General features: G+C 70.7%; 13 protein-coding genes and 2 tRNA genes. 4 read left to right on the top strand and 11 right to left on the bottom strand.

The genetic code is table 11. From position 1 onward, the window contains the following. Positions 1-36: 36 nt before the first annotated feature. A complete protein-coding gene (locus ACMATS_RS25740; RefSeq protein WP_414169229.1) occupies positions 37-2,658 on the bottom strand; it encodes a valine--tRNA ligase in 2,622 nt (873 codons plus the stop codon). 150 nt (positions 2,659-2,808) lie between these two features. On the opposite strand from ACMATS_RS25740, the gene ACMATS_RS25735 reads away from it, so the two are divergent. Both ACMATS_RS25735 and ACMATS_RS25730 read left to right on the top strand, forming a co-directional pair. Further along, a complete protein-coding gene (locus ACMATS_RS25735; RefSeq protein ID WP_414169228.1) occupies positions 2,809-3,717 on the top strand; it encodes a hypothetical protein in 909 nt (302 codons plus the stop codon). 122 nt (positions 3,718-3,839) lie between these two features. Beyond that, on the top strand, positions 3,840-4,826 hold the full coding sequence (locus ACMATS_RS25730; protein WP_390780217.1) for a hypothetical protein: 987 nt from the start codon (positions 3,840-3,842) through the stop codon (positions 4,824-4,826). 64 nt (positions 4,827-4,890) lie between these two features. Here the strand turns inward: ACMATS_RS25730 and clpX are convergent, their stop codons facing one another. The 5 genes from clpX to ACMATS_RS25705 all read right to left on the bottom strand — a co-directional run bounded on the left by clpX (position 4,891) and on the right by ACMATS_RS25705 (position 9,569). Further along, positions 4,891-6,180: an ATP-dependent Clp protease ATP-binding subunit ClpX gene (gene clpX / locus ACMATS_RS25725; RefSeq protein WP_390780216.1), complete on the bottom strand. Its 1,290-nt coding sequence runs from the start codon at positions 6,178-6,180 to the stop codon at positions 4,891-4,893. A 162-nt stretch (positions 6,181-6,342) separates the two neighbouring features. Beyond that, a complete protein-coding gene (locus ACMATS_RS25720) occupies positions 6,343-7,023 on the bottom strand; it encodes an ATP-dependent Clp protease proteolytic subunit (RefSeq protein ID WP_390780215.1) in 681 nt (226 codons plus the stop codon). Positions 7,024-7,077: 54 nt separating this feature from the next. After that, complete coding sequence (locus ACMATS_RS25715; RefSeq protein ID WP_390780326.1) at positions 7,078-7,683, bottom strand: ATP-dependent Clp protease proteolytic subunit; 606 nt, start codon at positions 7,681-7,683, stop codon at positions 7,078-7,080. 302 nt (positions 7,684-7,985) lie between these two features. Next, positions 7,986-9,356: a trigger factor gene (gene tig / locus ACMATS_RS25710; protein WP_414169227.1), complete on the bottom strand. Its 1,371-nt coding sequence runs from the start codon at positions 9,354-9,356 to the stop codon at positions 7,986-7,988. 136 nt (positions 9,357-9,492) lie between these two features. Continuing rightward, positions 9,493-9,569, bottom strand: a tRNA-Pro gene (locus ACMATS_RS25705). A 153-nt stretch (positions 9,570-9,722) separates the two neighbouring features. On the opposite strand from ACMATS_RS25705, the gene ACMATS_RS25700 reads away from it, so the two are divergent. Beyond that, positions 9,723-9,796: transfer RNA gene (locus ACMATS_RS25700), tRNA-Gly, on the top strand. 64 nt (positions 9,797-9,860) lie between these two features. On the opposite strand, the gene ACMATS_RS25695 is transcribed toward ACMATS_RS25700, so the two are convergent. Then, positions 9,861-10,055 (bottom strand): hypothetical protein, encoded by a 195-nt coding sequence (locus ACMATS_RS25695; RefSeq protein WP_390780213.1) that lies wholly within the window; start codon positions 10,053-10,055, stop codon positions 9,861-9,863. A gap of 201 nt (positions 10,056-10,256) precedes the next feature. Between ACMATS_RS25695 and ACMATS_RS25690 the strand changes: the two genes are divergently transcribed. Next, positions 10,257-11,318, top strand: a complete 1,062-nt coding sequence (locus ACMATS_RS25690; RefSeq protein ID WP_414169226.1) for an acyltransferase family protein — start codon at positions 10,257-10,259, stop codon at positions 11,316-11,318. Positions 11,319-11,421: 103 nt separating this feature from the next. On the opposite strand, the gene ACMATS_RS25685 is transcribed toward ACMATS_RS25690, so the two are convergent. Genes ACMATS_RS25685 through eccD form a run of 4 tightly spaced genes read right to left on the bottom strand, consistent with a single transcriptional unit; the run spans position 11,422 to position 19,360 of the window. After that, positions 11,422-12,846 (bottom strand): DUF6177 family protein, encoded by a 1,425-nt coding sequence (locus ACMATS_RS25685; RefSeq protein WP_391151408.1) that lies wholly within the window; start codon positions 12,844-12,846, stop codon positions 11,422-11,424. Next, complete coding sequence (eccCa, locus tag ACMATS_RS25680; RefSeq protein ID WP_414169225.1) at positions 12,843-16,850, bottom strand: type VII secretion protein EccCa; 4,008 nt, start codon at positions 16,848-16,850, stop codon at positions 12,843-12,845. Before eccCa ends, ACMATS_RS25685 begins: the two co-directional genes overlap by 4 nt. Further along, positions 16,847-18,013 (bottom strand): hypothetical protein, encoded by a 1,167-nt coding sequence (locus ACMATS_RS25675; protein WP_414169224.1) that lies wholly within the window; start codon positions 18,011-18,013, stop codon positions 16,847-16,849. The genes eccCa and ACMATS_RS25675 overlap by 4 nt, the downstream gene beginning before the upstream one ends. 9 nt (positions 18,014-18,022) lie before the next feature. Beyond that, positions 18,023-19,360 (bottom strand): type VII secretion integral membrane protein EccD, encoded by a 1,338-nt coding sequence (gene eccD, locus ACMATS_RS25670; protein ID WP_414169223.1) that lies wholly within the window; start codon positions 19,358-19,360, stop codon positions 18,023-18,025. Positions 19,361-19,390 lie beyond the last annotated feature (30 nt).

Raw genomic sequence — 19,390 nt, 5'->3', positions numbered from 1 at the left:
CGATCAGCCACAGCCGACCCGCAGCCGACGAACCGTTCAGCCCTGAGGCAGCGAGGCCAGCTGCGCGGTGATCCGCTCGATGTCGCCCTCGGCGACAGCCTTCCGCTTCTGGATCTTCTCCTTGACTGCGTCCGGCGCCTTCGCCAGGAACGCCTCGTTCCCCAGCTTGGCGTTCGCCTGCGCAAGCTCCTTCTCCGCAGCCGCCAAGTCCTTGGCGAGCCGCTTCCGCTCGGCCTCGAAGTCGATGACACCCGACAGGTCGAGCGCGACCGTGGCCCCGGCCACCGGCAGGGTCGCGGTGGCGTGGAAGCCGTCCCCGGCCGGCTGCAGGCGCAGCAGCTGGCGGATCGCGGCCTCGTGGGCGGCGAGCGCCGTACCGGTCAGGTCGAGCTGCGCCGGGACCTTCTGGCCGGGCTGCAGGCCCTGGTCGGAGCGGAAGCGGCGGACCTCGGTGATGACCCGCTGCAGTTCCTCGATCTCCCGCTCGGCGCCGACGTCGCGGTAGCCGGAGTCCTTCGGCCACTCGGTGACGACGACCGACTCCTTGCCGGTGAGCGCGGTCCACAGCGTCTCGGTGACGAACGGGACGACCGGGTGCAGCAGGCGCAGCGTGACGTCCAGGACCTCGCCGAGGACGCGGGCCGAGACCTTGGCCGGCTCGCCGCCGCCCATGAAGGTGGTCTTGGACAGCTCGACGTACCAGTCGAAGACCTCGTCCCATGCGAAGTGGAAGAGCGCGTCCGTGAGCTTCGCGAACTGGTAGTCGTCGTAGTACGCGTCGACCTCGGCCACGACGGAGTTGAGCCGCGAGAGGATCCAGCGGTCGGTGGCCGACATCTGCTCGGCGGGCGGGAGTTCGCCCTCGACCGTGGCGCCGTTCATCAGCGCGAAGCGCGTGGCGTTCCAGACCTTGTTGGCGAAGTTGCGCGAGCCCTGGACCCAGTCCTCGCCGATCGGCACGTCCACACCGGGGTTGGCGCCGCGGGCGAGGGTGAAGCGGACGGCGTCGGAGCCGTACTTGTCCATCCAGTCCAGCGGGTTGACCGCGTTGCCGAAGGACTTCGACATCTTCTTGCCGAACTGGTCGCGGACCATGCCGTGCAGGGCGATGGTGTGGAACGGCGGGGTGCCGTCCATCGCGTAGAGGCCGAACATCATCATCCGGACGACCCAGAAGAAGAGGATGTCGTAGCCGGTGACGAGGACGGAGTTCGGGTAGAACTTCCGGACGCTCTCGGTCTGCTCGGGCCAGCCGAGCGTGGAGAACGGCCACAGGCCGGAGGAGAACCAGGTGTCCAGGACGTCGGTCTCCTGGTGCCAGCCCTCGCCCGTCGGAGGCTGCTCGTCCGGGCCGACGCAGACCATCTCGCCGTCCGGGCCGTACCAGACCGGGATGCGGTGGCCCCACCACAGCTGGCGCGAGATGCACCAGTCGTGCAGGTTGTCGACCCACTCGAAGTAGCGCTTCTCCATCTCCTCGGGGTGGATCTTGACCTTGCCCCCGCGGACGGCGTCGGCGGCGGCCTTGGCCAGCGGAGCGGTCTTGACCCACCACTGCATGGACTGGCGCGGTTCGAGCGTCGTCTTGCAGCGCGAGCAGTGGCCCACGGAGTGGGTGTACGGGCGCTTCTCGGCGACGATCCGGCCCTCGGCGCGCAGGGCGCCGACGATGGCGGAGCGGGCCTCGAAGCGGTCCAGGCCGAGGAAGGGGCCGTGGACGGTGATGACGCCGTGCTCGTCGAGGACGGTCAGCGACGGCAGGGCGTGCCGGCGGCCGATCTCGAAGTCGTTCGGGTCGTGGGCCGGGGTGACCTTGACGGCGCCCGTGCCGAACTCGGGGTCGACGTGCTCGTCGGCGACGACCGGGATGCGGCGGCCGGTCAGCGGCAGCTCGATCTCGGTGCCGACGAGATGCCGGTAGCGCTCGTCCTCGGGGTGGACGGCGACGGCGGTGTCGCCGAGCATCGTCTCGGCGCGGGTCGTGGCGACGACGATCGACGCGTCGCCCTCGCCGTACCGGATCGAGACGAGCTCGCCGTCGTCGTCCTGGTACTCCACCTCGATGTCGGAGATGGCGGTGAGGCAGCGCGGGCACCAGTTGATGATGCGCTCGGCGCGGTAGATCAGCTCGTCGTCGTAGAGCTTCTTGAAGATCGTCTGGACGGCCTTGGAGAGGCCCTCGTCCATCGTGAACCGCTCACGGGACCAGGCCACACCGTCGCCGAGGCGGCGCATCTGGCCGGAGATCTGCCCGCCGGACTCCGCCTTCCACTGCCAGACGCGCTCGACGAACGCCTCACGGCCGAGGTCGTGCCGGGACTTGCCCTCCTTGGCCAGCTCGCGCTCGACCACGTTCTGCGTGGCGATGCCGGCGTGGTCCATGCCGGGCTGCCACAGCACCTCGTAGCCCTGCATGCGCTTGCGGCGCGTCAGTGCGTCGATCAGCGTGTGCTCGAACGCGTGGCCGAGGTGGAGGGAACCCGTGACGTTCGGCGGCGGGATGACGATGGTGTACGGCTCTTTGTCGCTCTGCGCGTCGGCCTCGAAGTAGCCCCGCTCTACCCAGCGCTCGTACAGCGGCCCCTCTACTTCGGCCGGCGCGTACTGGGTCGGCAGTTCGGGGACGCTGTGCGGTTGCTGCTGAGTGTTATCGGTCACGGGGGAATTCTACGGGTCGGGGGCCGGGGCTTACGAACCCGTTTACCCCCGGAGGAGGCCCTTGATCGCCTATCGGCGAGGATGGCAGGTCCTTGATCTGACCACGTCAGATACGGGTCGGAATCACCGCGAAGGGGACGCAGAGTCACGATGAGCTTCAACCAGCCGGGCCCGTACGGCCAGCCGCCGCAGGGACCCAACCCGTACGCGCAGGCACCGGCACAGGCACCGCAGCCGCAGCCGCAGTACGCGCAGGCGCCCATGCCCCCGATGCCGCCTGCCATGCCGCCGTCCATGCCTCCCCAGGGCACGGGGACGAGCAAGGGCAAGGCGATCGGCATCGCCGTCACGGCGGTCGTCCTGGTGGGCGCGATCGCGGGCGGCGGCTGGATGCTCCTCAAGGGCGACGACAAGAAGCAGAAGCCCGCGAAGGCCTCGTCGTCCGACGCCAAGCCGGCCGGTCCCTCTTCCGCTCCTTCGTCCGCTGCACCGGCGGGCAAGCGCTACAAGCTCGTCGCACCGGACAAGGTGGCGGACATCTACGCCAAGGACCCGGCCGGGGACTCGACCGGGTTCGACTCCGGTGACCTGGAAGACCTCAAGACCCTCGGAGTCGTCAACCCGCAGAACGTCAGCGCCAGTTACAAGGCCGGCGACGAGCGCACGCAGAAGGCCCTCAAGGTCACCGGCGCGTTCGGCGACCAGGTGAAGAACCCGGAGGCGGTCGTGGACGGCCTGTTCCGGCAGATGGCCATCTCGGCGGGCAAGGAAAAGGACGGCACCAAGACCTCGGTCGAGGGGACCCCGCAGAAGGTGACGCCCGCCGGGCTCGACGACGGCGGCGTGCTCAAGTGCCAGAACATGGTGATGAGCGGCCCGGCCTTCGCCGGCCACACCATCAAGACGCCCATGTGCATCTGGGCCGACCACAGCACCGTCGGAACCGTCATTCACATGGACGCGTCCGCGATCCGGACGGGCGTGACCCCGACTGCCGACGAGGCGGGCGCCTTTGCGGCGCAGATCCGTCATGACATGCGGGTGGAAATACCGAACTGACCCCCCGACTGTTCCAGAACCGTTGCCGCCCCGACGTAAGTCCGGAATAAGCCATCGGGAAGGATGGCGCAGAACTGTCGCGTGAGAGCCCTGCGTCGAGCCGAAGAGTCGAAGAGGAAACAATGAGCTACAACCAGCCGGGTCCGTACGGCCAGCCCCCGCAGCCGCCCCAGGGGCCCAACCCGTACGGCCAGGGCGGCGCCCCCGGCCAGCCCGGCTACGGCTACCCGCAGCAGGCCCCGCCGCCGCAGGCCCCCTACGCCGCCCCGCCGGTCCAGCCCCCGTACGGCGCCCCGCAGCAGCCCCAGCAGGGCGGTTGGGGCCAGCCCCCGCAGCCCCCGCAGCAGGGCGGCTGGGGCCAGCCGGGCATGCCGGGCCCGTACGCCCAGCCCCCGAAGAGCGGCGGCGCGGGCAAGGGCATCGCCATTGCGGTGGGCGCACTCGTGGTCGTGGGCGCGGTCGTCGGCGGCATCGTGTTCTTCTCCGGCGGCGGCAGTGGCGGCGGCAAGGTGAAGCCGTACACGATCGTCCTGCCGGACTCGCTGCTGGACGGGCAGTTCACGAAGGCGCCCACGCAGCCCGGCACCCAGACCACCCAGGACCTCTCCAACAACGAGAAGACCAAGGCCCTCGGCATCAACAACGGCACGGCCGTCTCGGGCGGTTACTCCAACGCCCAGAAGCAGATGCTGACGGTGGCCGGGGCCTACGGCGACGTCTCCGACCCGGCGAAGACGGTCGACGCCATGCTCGCCCAGATGGACGAGGACGAGAAGAAGTCCGGCGCCCAGTACCACGCCACCTACGACACGACCTCGCCCGCCACCGAGTACCACCCCGGCGGTTTCGACGGTGCGGTGATGAAGTGCCTGTCCAAGAAGGTCACCATCTCCATGGGGACCATCACCAGCAACAGCGAGTCCAGCACCTGCATTTGGGCCGACAGCAGCGCCGTCGGCATCGTCCGGCACGCGGTGCCGAAGACCTCCGGAGGCATCGCCGGAGGCATGGGCGCTGGCGGCCAGGGCGCCACCGGTGACGTGATGTCCCCCAAGGACCTCTCCGACGCAACTGCCAAGATCCGCACGGCAGTCCGCAAGGACAAGTAACCCCGCACACAGCAGCAAAGAGGGGGCGCCCGACCGGGCGCCCCCTCTTGACGTTTCTGCGTGACTACGCGCTCTTCTCGTGCCGCTCGTCCTTCCGCACAATGCGCGGCTCCCGCGGCACCAGCGTCGGGTTCACGTTCGAGTGGACGACGTCCTCGGTGATGACGACCCGCGCCACGTCCTTGCGGGACGGGACCTCGTACATCACGGACATCAGGACTTCCTCCATGATGGCCCGCAGACCGCGCGCGCCCGTGCCGCGCAGGATCGCCTGGTCCGCGATGGCTTCGAGCGCCGGGCGGTCGAAGTCCAGCTCCACGCCGTCGAGTTCGAACAGGCGCTGATACTGCTTCACCAGCGCGTTGCGCGGCTCCACCAGGATCTGGAGCAGGGCCTCGCGGTCCAGGTTGTGGACGGAGGTGATGACCGGGAGCCGGCCGATGAACTCCGGGATCATCCCGAACTTCACCAGGTCCTCCGGCATGACCTCCTGGAACTGGTCGCTCGCCTCGATCTCGCGCTTGGAGCGGATCGTGGCGCCGAAGCCGATGCCCTTCGCGCCGGCCCGGGACTCGATGATCCTCTCCAGGCCGGAGAAGGCGCCGCCCACGATGAACAGGACGTTCGTCGTGTCGATCTGGATGAACTCCTGGTGCGGGTGCTTGCGGCCGCCCTGGGGCGGGACGGAGGCCGTCGTGCCCTCCAGGATCTTCAGCAGCGCCTGCTGGACGCCCTCGCCCGACACGTCCCGTGTGATCGACGGATTTTCGCTCTTTCGGGCGACCTTGTCGATCTCGTCGATGTAGATGATGCCGGTCTCGGCCTTCTTGACGTCGTAGTCGGCGGCCTGGATCAGCTTCAGGAGGATGTTCTCGACGTCCTCGCCGACGTAGCCGGCCTCCGTCAGGGCCGTGGCGTCGGCGATGGCGAAGGGGACGTTGAGCATGCGGGCCAGCGTCTGCGCGAGCAGCGTCTTGCCGGAGCCCGTGGGGCCGAGCAGCAGGATGTTGGACTTGGCCAGTTCGATGCCGTCGTCGCGGTTGTGGCCGCCGGTCTCGCCGGCCTGGACGCGCTTGTAATGGTTGTAGACGGCGACGGAAAGGGCCTTCTTGGCGGCCTCCTGGCCGACCACGTAGCCCTCGAGGAACTCGTAGATCTCACGGGGCTTGGGGAGTTCCTCCCAGCGCACCTCGGAGGTCTCTGCGAGCTCTTCCTCGATGATCTCGTTGCAGAGGTCGATGCACTCGTCGCAGATGTAGACACCAGGACCCGCGATGAGCTTCTTCACCTGCTTCTGGCTCTTGCCGCAGAACGAGCACTTGAGCAGATCGCCGCCGTCACCGATGCGTGCCACGAGGTGCTTCCCCTTCGCCTGGGATCCGCCCAGTTCCGCGGACCCGAGTGCTTGCCTATCGACGGTACCTTGCCGGGCCCCCCGTGCGGGCCCCCCTTGGACCTACTCGGCCAAGGGGGGTACCGGCGGCACAGTGCCCGGGAGAAGACCCGGGCCGGTCTCTCAGACCGCCACGGACGACTTGCGCGTGGTGACGATCTGGTCGACCAGACCGTACGCCAGCGCGTCCTCGGCGGTGAGGATCTTGTCGCGCTCGATGTCGTCGCGGATCTTCTCGATCGGCTGGGTGGAGTGCTTGGCGAGCATCTCCTCCAGCTGCGTGCGCATCCGCATGATCTCCTTGGCGGCGATCTCCAGGTCGGAGAGCTGCTCGCGGCCCGTCTGGCTGGACGGCTGGTGGATCAGGACGCGCGCGTTCGGCAGCGCCATGCGCTTGCCGGGGGTGCCGGCCGCGAGCAGGATCGCGGCGGCGGAGGCGGCCTGGCCCATGCAGACCGTCTGGATGTCCGGCTTCACGAACTGCATCGTGTCGTAGATGGCCGTGAGGGCCGTGAACGAGCCGCCGGGGCTGTTGATGTAGATCGAGATGTCGCGGTCGGGGTCCATCGACTCCAGGCACAGCAGCTGCGCCATGACGTCGTTGGCCGAGGCGTCGTCGATCTGCACGCCCAGGAAGATCACGCGCTCCTCGAAGAGCTTCGCGTACGGGTCGTACTCGCGGACGCCCTGGGAGGTGCGCTCGACGAAGCGCGGGACGACGTAACGGGACTCGGCCTGGGGGCCCGTGTAGAGGCCGCTGGCGGAGCCCATGGGGGACGAGATGTTCATGCGGGTGTTCACCATCCTGGTGGCGGTCAGTGGGCTGGGAGGTGGCTTTCCGGCGGTGTTCCGGGACCGTCAGGCCCCGGTGCCGCCGCCGCCCGGAACGCCGGAGGCGTGCGTGATGATCTCGTCGATGATCCCGTACTCCTTGGCCTCCTCGGCCGTGAACCAGCGGTCGCGGTCACCGTCGCGGATGATCGTCTCCACCGTCTGACCGGTGTGCTCGGCGGTGATCTGGGCCATGCGCGACTTGGTGCGGAGCAGCTGCTCGGCCTGGATCTTGATGTCCGAGGCGGTGCCGCCGAGGCCCGCGGAGCCCTGGTGCATGAGGATGTCGGTGTTCGGGAGGGCGAAGCGCTTGCCCGCGGTGCCACCGGTCAGCAGGAACTGGCCCATCGAAGCGGCGAGGCCCATGCCGATCGTGACCACGTCGTTCGGGATGTACTGCATGGTGTCGTAGACCGCCATGCCGGCCGTCACCGAGCCGCCGGGGCTGTTGATGTAGAGGTAGATGTCCTTGGTCGGGTCGGCTGCCAGGAGGAGCATCTGCGCGGTGATCTTGTTCGCGATCTCGTCGTCGACCTGCTGGCCGAGGAAGATGATCCGCTCCCCGAGCAGCCGGTTGTAGACCTGGTCGCCGAGGCCACCACCGATGGCGATCTCACCGGCGGCGGAAGGCATCAGATTCGTCACGTATCCACCTGCTCGTCTCTGACGGCAACGGGCCGTCTCCGCGTCTTCTCTGAGGACCGGGACCGGCGCGGCCGGACTGCCTCCGGTGCGCTGCCAGAGTCTCCCCTGCCCTCGTATCTACGGACCCTAACGCGCTGGTCGGCAGGCGCCATCCCGCATCCGTAACTGTTCGCTCTGAGCGCAGGTTCCCCCAGGGCTCCGGGAAGCGCGACGGGCCCGGGCCGCCACCCCTGCGGGGAAGCGGTCCGGGCCCGTGCGGAGCGAGGTTCCCTCGGACTCCGGGCGGAGGATCAGGCCTCGGTGCCCTCGGCCGCGGCCTCGACGACCTCGGCGGCGGACTCGGTCTCTTCCTCGTCCTCCAGGTCGACGACGTTGCCCTCGGTGTCCTTGACCGTGGCGGCCTCGACGACGGTGGCCAGCGCCTTGCCGCGGGCGACCTCACCGACGAGCATCGGCACCTGGCCGCCCTCGACGACCGCCTGGGCGAACTGGTCGGGGCTCATGCCGGAGGACTGGGCGCGGCGCATGAGGTGCTCGGTGAGCTCCTCCTGGTCGACGCCGACCTTCTCCTTGTTGACGATCTCGTCGAGGACGAACTGGGTCTTGATGCCCTTCTCGGCCTGCTCCTTGAGCTCGGCGTCGAACTCCTCGGCGGACTTGCCCTGGATCTCCAGGTACTTGTCCAGGGTCAGGCCCATCTGGCCGAGCTGGTGGTGCTCCAGGTTGTGCTTGCGGGTCTGGATCTCGTCCTCGAGGAGCTTCTCGGGCATCGGGACCTCGACCAGCTTCAGGAGCTCCTCGAGCACCTTCTCCTGGGCCTGGGTGGCCTGGTCGAACTTCTTCATGCGGGCGAGGCGCTTGCGGCTGTCGGCCTTGAGCTCGTCCAGCGTGTCGAACTCGCTCGCCAGCTGCGCGAAGTCGTCGTCCAGCGCGGGCAGTTCACGGGACTTCACCGTGGTGACGTCGACCTTGACCTCGGCCTCCTTGCCCTCGGCGGAGCCGCCCTTGAGCTCGGAGGTGAAGGTGGCGGTGCCGCCGGCCTCGAGGCCGGTGACGGCCTCGTCGATGCCGTCCAGCAGCTGGCCGGAACCGATGGTGTAGTCGATGCCCTCGGCGACGCCGTCCTCCAGGACCTCGCCGTCGACCTTGGCCTCGAGGTTCACGGTGACGATGTCGCCCTCGGCGGCGGCGCGCTCGACGGGGGCGGTGGTGGCGAAGCGCTCACGGAGCTGCTCGACGGACTTCTCGACGTCCTCGTCCGTCACCTCGGCGATGTCGACGGTGACCTCGATGCCGGAGTAGTCCGGGATCTCCAGCGCGGGGCGGATGTCCACCTCGGCGGTGAAGGCCAGCAGCTCGTTGTCCTTGAGCTCGGTGATGTCGACCTCGGGCTGGCCCAGCGGGTTCAGCTCGGCCTCGTTGACCGCCTCGGTGTAGAACTTCGGAAGCGCGTCGTTGACGGCCTCCTCCAGCACCGCGCCACGGCCGAAGCGCTGGTCGATCACGCGGGCCGGGATCTTGCCCTTGCGGAAGCCCTTCACCGTGACCTGCTGGTTGATCTTCTTGTACGCCGCGTCGAGGCTGGCCTTGAGCTCCTCGAAGGGCACCTCGACAGTGAGCCGAACCCGGGTCGGGTTCAGGGTCTCCACGGCGCTCTTCACGGTTCGGTCTCCTTGGGGCTGACTGCTTGGGTTTCTGCTGATGATGTTCAGCGGATCGCGCGCGGTAGAGAAGACACACAGACGCGCAGCTTGCATAGTAACCGCAAGCAGGATGAGCCCCACAATGTGATCTTGCTGGTCGGGGTGGCCGGATTCGAACCGACGACCTTCCGCTCCCAAAGCGGACGCGCTACCAAGCTGCGCCACACCCCGTAAGTGCGAGACGTAGGGTACATGGCCGCGGGGGTGCCGGGGCGCGGAAATCCGGGGGCGCGGAGGGTGAGGAGGGGTGGCGTGCGGTGCACCGCCTCGACCCGCTACGATGCACACCGTGCCGCGCGGTCCTCACGGGCCTTTGCGGCGCACGCGGGCGTAGCTCAATGGTAGAGCCCCAGTCTTCCAAACTGGCTACGCGGGTTCGATTCCCGTCGCCCGCTCCAACAGACGCCTCCGGCTCCGGCCGGAGGCGTTTTGCATGGTGTCCGCGCCGTGGGGCCGGGCGCCTCAGATCCTGATGCCGTTTATGGTCTGCGCAAGCGACTCCATGAACCGGTGGATCGGCGGGGCCATGCCCGTGGAGGCGAGGAAGAAGCCAAAGAGGATCGCCACGATCGCGGGGCCTGCCTTGATGTTGTTGCTGCGGATCATCACCACCAGGATGATCGCCAGGAGCAGCACCACGGACAGTGAAATCGCCACAGCGGATCACACCTTCGGTCGGAGACTGACCACCATCGTGCCACCAACTCGCCCGCAGGACAGGTGGCGTGACGATTCATCGGGGTACAACCAGGGGCTTCTCAGGGAACCCCCAGGTCCGAATCGTCTGGTACGGACCTGATCCGCCGCGTACGTCCCGGCGGTTTACCGGCCTCGGCCCGCGCGACTAGGGTTCCTCGAATGTCCCCCACCGCCACCTCGCCCTCGGTGGCCACCGCACCTCCGCTCCCCTCCTCCGCGGGCACGGCACGCGATCCCTTCTTCGACAACGCCAAGTACCTGGCCATCGTGCTGGTCGCCGTCGGGCACGCTTGGGAGCCGCTCACCCACACCAGCCGTGCGGCGCTGGCGCTCTACCTCACGGTGTTCACGTTCCACATGCCGGCCTTCATCCTCATGTCCGGCTACTTCTCCCGGGGGTTCGACTTCACACCCGCGAAGATCAAGCGGCTGGTCACCGGGGTCGCCGTGCCGTATCTGATCTTCCAGACCGGCTACATCCTCTTCCAGCACTGGGCGGAGGACGACGCTCCGCCGGACCCGTTCACCCTGACGAACCCCTGGTACCTGAACTGGTTCCTGGCCGCGCTGTTCGTGTGGCGGCTGACGACGCCGGTGTGGCAGGTGCTGCGGTGGCCGGTGCCGATCGCGCTCGCCGTCTCGATCGGTGCGATGCTCGCGCCGCACACCGGGCCGGACTTCGACCTGATGCGGGTGCTGCAGTTCCTGCCCTTCTTCGTGATCGGGCTGCGGATGAAGCCGGAGCACTTCGCCCTGGTGCAGAAGCGGTGGGTGCGGATCGCCGCGGTACCGGTGTTCGCGTGTGCGATCGCGGTGGCGTGGCTCCTCGCGCCGCGGATCGACTCGGGGTGGTTCTACCGGAACGATGCCGTCCAGGACCTGCACCAGCCGCTGTGGACGGCCCCGGTGATGGGCCTGGCGCTGTTCGGCTGCGCCGCGGTGCTGACGGCGGGCTTCTTCGCGTGGGTGCCGCGGAGGAGGACGTGGTTCACGGCGCTGGGGGCCGGGACGATCTCCGGGTTCCTGCTGCACGGGTTCGTGATCAAGATGTCGCGGTGGTGGGGTTGGTACGACCTCGCCGGGTGGATCCGGCAACCCGTCGGCATGGCCGTGGTGACCCTCCTGGCCGTGATCATGGTCACGGTGCTGTGCACGGCGCCGGTCCGGCGCGTGCTGCGGTTCGCGCTGGAGCCGCGCATGGAATGGGCGTTCCGCAAGTAGGAGCGGCACCACGGCGCCCCGTCAGGGGCGCGGGGCTGTTACATATGCGGCTCCGCCGCGTGGGCGCGACCAGCCACGACGCACCCGCAGTTCCCCGCGCCCCCTACGGGGCCTCGGCCCCCTTCAGGTGCCGCATCAGCGCCTCCAACGCCACCCACCCCTCCACCGTCTCCCCGTCGCCCAGCGGGTAGTAGAAGCCCGGGCGCGCCTCCGCGCCCAGCCGCACCGGTGCCTCGGCCAGCGGCGTGCGCCCGGCCCGGGCGCGGCCGAGCTCGCGGACCTCGCCCGCGCCCAGTGCGAACGCAAACGGCACCGGCGGCCGTTCGAAGCACGGCGGCACCGCGAGGTCGCGCCGGGCCTCCCGCAGGTGGCACAGCATCGAGCGCAGCCCGTACCGGGTCGCCAGCTCCTCCGCGAGCTGCGGCACCGCGTCCAGCGGCGGCTTCTCACCGGCCCCGTAGCCGACCGTCAGCGTGATGTCCTCCTCCACGCCGTCCGGCGTGCGCACGACCCGCAGCGTGGCGACAGCGGGCCGCTCCGGGCTGCCCACGACCACGGTCCACGTCGGCTGCGGCGCCCGCTCGTAGGCGAGGTCCGTCAACTGGCGCCGCGACCACGGCAGGTTGGCCGGCTCGGCCGTGCCCCAGCCCGCCGGGAGTTCACCGGTCAGCGCCTGCCAGGCGGCCTCCAGCGCGCCGCCGAGCACGAGGTGGGCCTCGGGCTGGTGCAGGGTGCGGAAGGACACCGACACCTGCCGCTCGTCGGTGCGCTGCACGTCGGTGAAGGCCTGCGCCACGGCGGTCTCGCCGTTCTCGTCCGTCGCCGCGACGAACATGCCGTCCTGCCAGCGGAGCACGGCCCCGGACAGGCCGTCGTAGTAGCCGGCCTTCTCGTCTTGGACGACCCAGCGCGAGGGCATGACCGTCGTCATCAACGACCGCGTCGGCAACGACAGCCGGCAGTGGCCCGGCGTGACGATCTGCAGACCGCGGTCGCTCTCCAGCGTGCCCCGCATGGCCTCGGACAGCCAGCTCGTCATGGCGACGACCGGCCGGTCCTGGAGGATCACGGCGACGTGCTCCGTCAGCACGTCGACGGCCGGCTGTGCGGCCGCCTGCGCAGGCACGGCGGTGATGCCGGAGGTGTCGACGGGCCTGGACGGGTCGGCCGTGCCCGGCGCGTTCGGCGGCCACACGCTGCCGCCCAGCAGCATCTGCAGCCGGGCCGCGAAGGTGCCCGCCAGCTCCGCCGCCTGCGGCACTGCGGTCGACGCGCGTGCCTCGGTCCACCACACGGGACCGTCGCCCGGAACCTCCTGGCCCAGCAGCCGGACGGCCTCGCCCGGCACCTGCAGCAGCAGCGGGGCCTCGATCGAGACCAGCGGCCGCCCCTCCGCGTCGCAGAGCTGGACCACGGCTCCGTCACCGGCCGCCTGCACGCGCAGGTCGGGGCCGCCGGAGAGCAGGCCGGCCAGGACGCTCCAGGCGTCCGGCATCCGTTCGGTGAGCGCGATCACGTCTTTGGTCATGAAGCATTACCCCCGTTGTCCCCGTCGTCTTCGGCGGCGAGCGCCGTCTGGATCAGCCGCGTGGCTTCGCCCCGGCGGACCAGGGTGCCCCGGCCGGGCGGCTGGGCCGATGCGTACACACCGGGGAAGAGCTGGCCCTCCTGCCGGTCGCCGGTCATCACGACGGCCGCCGTTCCGCTCTCCCGGAGCGTCATCAGGAACGGCTCGTACAGCGCCCGCGACGCACCGGCCACGCGCCGCGTGACCACGAAGTGCAGGCCGATGTCCTGGGCGGAGGGGATGAACGGCAGGAAGGGCGCCAGCGGTTGCTGTCCCGCGGTGGTGAGGATGTCGTAGTCGTCGATGAGGATGACGATGCGCGGGCCGGAGTACCAGGTGCCGGACGCGAGGGCGTCCTGGGCGGCCAGGTCGTCCGGCATGCGCTTCTCCAGCTCGGTGGCGATGCCGGTGGCGAGGGCGCCGCAGAGCTTGGAGTTGTGCGCGTAGCCGCCGCGGTACTCCTCGGGCACCAGCTTGCGCAGGCCGCGCCGCGGGTCCATGACGGCGAAGACGATCTCCTCGTCGGAGTAGCGCTCCATGAGCCCCTGCGCGATCAGGCGCAGCAGGTTCGTCTTGCCGCACTCGCTGTCGCCCAGGATCATCAGGTGCTGGTCGCGCTTGAACAGGTCGAGCAGGACGGGCGCGAGGGCGGTCTGGTCGAGGCCGACGGGCACCCGGTTGGGCTCGGCCGTCACCTGCGGCAGCGAGGCGGCCGGGATCCGGGCGGGCAGCACGCGGACGCGCTGGGCGCCGTCACCGGACCAGGACGAGCGGACGACCATGGCGGCCTGCTCGACGGACGGGCCGATCTCGGAGGTCGAGGCGAGGCCGTCGATGCGCGGCAGCGCGGTCTGGGCGAACAGCTTGCCGTCGGTCAGGACGCGGCCGGGCTCGTCGGCCGCGATGGTCTCCGCGAGCTTGCGGTCGATGCTGGAGTCGCCCGGGTCGTTGAGCCGCAGCTCCATGCGCGTGCCGAACATCGCCTGGGTGGCGATGCGCACGTCGTTCCAGCGCAGCATGCCGGCGACGATGTGGATGCCGTAGCCGCCGCCGCGCTTGAGGAGGTCGGTGACGGCGTCCTCGATCATCTCGAAGTCGTCGCGCAGGGCGCCGAATCCGTCGATGACGAGCACGATCTCGGTGGAGGACAGCTCGGGCAGGCGGCCCTCGGCGCGCATCTCGCGCAGCCGCTCGACGGAGTCGATGCCGTGCTCGCGGAAGAGCTCCTCGCGGGCGGCGAGCATCCCGCGCACCTCTTCGACGGTGCGGGCGGCGCGTTCGCGGTCGGCACGTCCGGCGATGCCACCGACGTGCGGCAGCCCGGCGAGGGCGGCGAGGCCGCCGCCGACCAGGTCGAGCCCGTAGATGCCGACCTCGCGCGGCGTGTGCGTCATGGCCAGCGACAGCGCGAGGGTGCGCAGCAGCGTCGTCTTGCCGGACTGCGGGCCGCCGATGACGGCGGCGTGGCCGCCCGCGACGGTGAGGTCGAGGATCCACTGGCCCTGCCACTGCCGGGCCGGGTCGTCGAGCAGGCCGAGCGGCACCTTCATCGCACCGGGCCGGACGGCGAGTTGCATGCCGCGGGCGCCCGCCTGGACGGGTCCGGCGGAGGCGTCGAGCGCGATGGCGGAGGGCAGCGGCGGCAGCCAGATGGAGCGCGTGGGCGCGGCGGCGTCGCGCAGCTGGTCGACCATGACGGACATGACGCTGGGGCCGGGGTTGCGCGTACGCATGCTGGGGCCTTCGTCGCCGGAGCCGTCCTCGGGGCCGTCGAGCGTGTTGAAGGCCGGGTACGGCAGAGCGAGCGGCGTGGCGTCCTCGACGTCGCGCAGGGCGGGACCCTTGTAGGGCCCGGACACGAAGCCCGCCTTGAAGCGCTCGTAGGCGCTGGTGTCGACCTTCAGGTAGCCGAAGCCCGGGATGGGCGGCAGGTGGAAGGCGTCGGTGGTGTCCAGGACGGTGCGCGACTCGTCGGCCGAGAAGGTGCGCAGGCCGAGCCGGTACGACAGGTAGGTGTCCAGACCCTTGAGCTTGCCGCCCTCGATGCGCTGGCTGGAGAGCAGCAGGTGCACGCCGATGGAGCGGCCGATGCGGCCGATGGACAGGAAGAGATCGATGAAGTCCGGCTTGGCGGTGAGGAGTTCACCGAACTCGTCGATGACGACGAACAGGTGCGGCAGCGGCTCCAGGTCGGGCCGGGTCTCGCGCAGCGCCGCGTAGTGGCCGATGTCGGCGACGTTCCCGGCGTCCTTGAGCACCTGCTGGCGGCGCTGCACCTCGCCTGCGAGCGAGGAGTGGACGCGCTCGACGAGGCCGGCCTGGTTCTCCAGGTTGGTGATGACACCGGCGACGTGCGGCAGTCCGGCGAACGGCGCGAACGTGGCACCGCCCTTGTAGTCGACGAGGACCATCGCCAGGTCCTCCGGCGGGTGGCTCGCCACCAGCGCGAGGACGAGCGTGCGCAGCAGTTCGCTCTTGCCGGAGCCGGTGGCGCCGACGCACAGGCCGTGCGGGCCCATGCCGAGTTCGGAGGACTCCTTGAGGTCGAGCAGGACCGGCTGGTGGCCGTCCCCTATGCCGATCGGCACGCGCAGGAAGGCGCGTTCGCCGCGCGGCTGCCACAGGGCGGTCACATCGAGCTGCGCCGGATCGTCGATGCCGAGCATCTCCGTGAAGCCGACCGGACCCGACAGGGGTGCGTCCACGAGTGACTCGGCGGACAGCCGCAGCGGGGCGATCAGCCGGGCGAGCCCCTCGGCCCCGGCCGCGGTGGCCGGGTCGGCAGTGCCCTCGACGACGAAGGGCTCGGGGGCGCGCAGGTCCTCCACGTGCACCTGGTCGCCGTCGACGGTGATGCGCAGGGAGACGTGGCCGGGCTCCTGGACGCGCTCGGCGACCAGGTGCAGCACGGTGACGCCCATCTCGGGCAGGCCCACGGCCTCGTCGGGGAGCGGCAGTTCGCGGGCGTCCGACCCGTACTCGTCGCTGACGACGAGCAGACGGCTCTGCATCTGCAGGGCGTCCTTGCCGGCCAGGCCGCGGCGCACCTCGGCCGCATAGGAGGCGCGCTCGCGGAGATCACGGTTGATCAGCCGGGCGAGCCGGGCGAGTTCGGGGGCGATGCGGCGGGCGGAGACGGGCCCGTCGTGCTCCTCGGGGTCGAGGGTGTGGGGCAGCCACTTCACCCACTCCCAGTCGTCCGCCATCCGGTCGCCGGGGGCGGCGAGGGCGAGGGCGACGTCGTCGGGCGCGTGCGCAACAGCGGTCTGGCACAGGAGGGCACGCACGACACGCAGCACGCCCTCCCTGTCGCCGCCGACGATGCTGACGTTGCCCGCGCGGTCCAGCGGGACGGTCAGCGGCAGGTCGGCGGCCGTGCTGAAGCGGGCCTTGAGCGCACCGGCCTCGTTGAGCATGAACCGGTCGGGCGGGGTCAGCACGCTGCTGCCCTGCTGTCCGACGGTCAGCGGGCGGGCGGGCATGCGGCCGGTGCCGATACGGACGCGCAGGAAGTCGTCGTCCGTGCGCCGCCGTTCCCACAGCCGGGCCGGGTCGCGCACGACGTCGTAGAGCGCCTCCGGCGCCGGGTCGAGCACGCGGGCCGCCTCGCGGCGCTCGCGCTCCTCGGCGCCCAGCTCCTCGCGGAGCTCCTCCAGGTACTCCAGGTAGCGCTCACGCTGCGCGCGCCGGGTGCGCTGCGCCTTGCCGCGCTGCGACAGCAGCATGCCGACCGAGCCGACGACGGTGACGACCAGCACGATGGCGCCGAGCCCGGCGAACTGGCTGTTGCGCACGACCGTCATCATCACGACGGAACTCATCACGCCCGCGATGGGCATGAGGGTGTGCAGGGCACCGCCGGTCTTGCCCTCGGGCAGGTTGGGCGGCGGCTCGATGGTGCGCGCGTCCGGGATGACCAGGGGGCGCGTGGTGCGGGCGGGGCGGTGGACTATGCGCGTGGTCATCGGGTGCTTCGCCTGCTCATGGCTCGGGAGAGGACGTCGGCGGCGAGTTCGGTGGCGGCCTCGCGGGTGGCCTGGCCCAGCAGTTCGGTGCGGATGGGGCCGCCTGCGGCGAGGTGCCGGTCGTACGGGAGCATCAGCACCTTGACGCCGTCCAGTTGGAGGTGGTCGCTCGCCGCGGCCACGTCGAGGGTCATGTGCGGGGAGGACGCGGCGAGGACCACGACGGTCTTCGCCATCAGCTGCGGGCGCCCGAGGGACGCCATCCACTCCAGCACCGCGCGGGTGCTGGTGACGCCCTCGGCGGTGGCGGGCGTGACGAGCACCCGCGCCTGCCCGGCGACCAGGGCGGTACGGGCCAGCTCGCTGGGCAGCGTCTCGGAGTCGACGACGGTGATGCCGAAGTAGCGGCGCAGCGCGACCATGACGGAGCGGTACTCGTCCAGCTCCAGCCGGCTGCCCACCCGGCCCTGGCTGCCGGGCAGCAGCCAGCCGCCGCGCCCGGGCAGTTGGACGAGGTAGCCGACGACGTCCGTCAGCTGCATCGAGGGCTCGATGATGCGGGCGAGGTCCGCGGTCGTCCAGCGCACCTTGGTCGCACCGAGGCGCGCGGGCAGCGTGCCGAGCGCGGCGTCGGCCTCCAGCATCAGGACGGGGTCCTGCCGGTAGTGCGCGTAGGTGCGCCCGAGCAGCGCGGTGACGGTGGTCTTGCCGGCGCCGCCGCGGATGCTGGTGACGACGATCTGCCGCCCGGTGGTCAGCGGCTGCTGCAGCGCCTGTGCGACGCGGGTCGCCTCCTCCACCTCGCGGGTCGCCGAGGACCCGACGAGGCGGCGCAGGGAGCGGCTGGTGCGCTTGGCGGCCGAATCCCCGCTGAACGGCTTGCCCTTGACGAGCTCCTCGGGGAGCTCGATCTCGGTGGTGACGGGGGTGGGCAGGGGCTGCCGGGGGGCGGGCCGGTAGGCGACGGGGGCGGGCGCCGGGGCCGGGACGGCGTCGACGGGCTCGGCGTCCTGTTCGGCTTCGGCTTCCTGCTTGGCGGCCAACTCGTCGAGCTCGCCGGTCAGATTGCGCAGGTTGCGCAGCAGATCGCCCTGCCAGTCGGTGCTCTTGCCGGGGCTCTGATCCTGGCCTTGGTCCTGGCCCTGATCCTGGTCCTGGGACATGCGGCTCTCCTAGAACTGGTGCAGCAGGCGTACGTACACGCCGAACACCCCGACCGCGAGCGGGAACAGGGCGATCACGCCGAAGGTCTCGACGAGGTCGACGGCGCGGCGCAGCCGGACGCGGACGTGCTCGGGCGGCTGGACGGCGAGGACGCCGAGCGGCACGACCGCGGCGAGCGCGAGCACGACGAGCGGGCCGTAGGGGGTGGCCGTGCCGGTGCCGTGGGTGTGGCCGCCGTGGTCGATCCAGAGGACGGCGAGCCGGACGAGCAGCACCAGGGCCGCCGCCATGAGCGCCACGACCTCGGCCACCAGCGGGAAGGCGCGCGAGCGGGAGAGCAGCACGACGGCGAGCACGGCGGTGAGGCCGACGGTCCAGGGCGAGGGGTCGCCGACGGCGAGGATGCCGCCTGCGGTGGCGGACACGGCGACGACGATCGTGGCGAGGACCAGCCCGCGGTGCGTCGCGGCGAGGGCGGTCTCGACCTCGTGGCGGCTGACGGAGGCGCCGCCGGAGCGGCGGTCGTCGAGCCCGGTGAGCCCGGCGGCCATCAGCGCGAGACGCGGCAGCAGTCCGAGGACGACGACGGAGACGACGGCGAGGACCGAGCCGACGCGGGCGGCGTCGCTCTGGAAGGCGGCAACCGCCTCCCACACGGCGGTCGTTGCGACGACGGCGGCGGCGCCGACGAGGCCGCCGCGGCCGAGCGGCGAGAACAGCCCGAGCAGCGCGAGGGTGACGGCGAGCGCGGCCGCGGTCGCGGCGAGGCGCGCGGCCCCGTTCCAGGCGTGCGCGTCGGCGGCGGTCCAGGCGGCGAGCACGCCGAGGGTGCCGCCGGCGAGCATCAGGATGGTGCCGAGGTCGCGTCGCCCGGCCTTGCCGACGACGGCGCCGACGACGGCTGTGAGCGCGGCGACCCCCGCGATCCCGGCGGGCACGGCGGCGGACCCGATGCTGGTGCGGGTGAGCACGCCGGCGACGAGGGCGAGGAGCACGGTGGCGGCACCGGCGGTCCACTGCCGGGCTTCGGGCCGCCAGCGCCAGGCGCGTACGTCCAGATCCTCGGCGAGCTCATCCGTGACATCGTGCACGACGGGCGCGGAGGGCGCGTCATGGGACCGGACGAGCCGGAGGATCGCCCCGTCCGGCACACCGGCCTCGGCGAGGCTGCCGTCCTGGGGCAGGACGGCCCCGTCGGCGGTCACCAGGTGCCGGGCGGCGGGCCGTTCGGCGACCCGGTCGTCGAGCAGCCGCAGGACGTCCGGGAGAAGCCGCCCGATGGGCTCGTCCGCGGGCAAAACAAGATCCACCCGGCGTCGTTCTCCGACGAGAGTGATCCTGCTCAATTCCGTACGCTGTTTTGCCCCCACGTTCAC

The organism is Streptoverticillium reticulum (assembly GCF_047456005.1).
GTDB lineage: Bacteria > Actinomycetota > Actinomycetes > Streptomycetales > Streptomycetaceae > Streptomyces > Streptomyces reticulum.
Note: the sequence above shows the minus strand (reverse complement) of the source record. Positions and strands in the feature narration are given on the sequence as shown.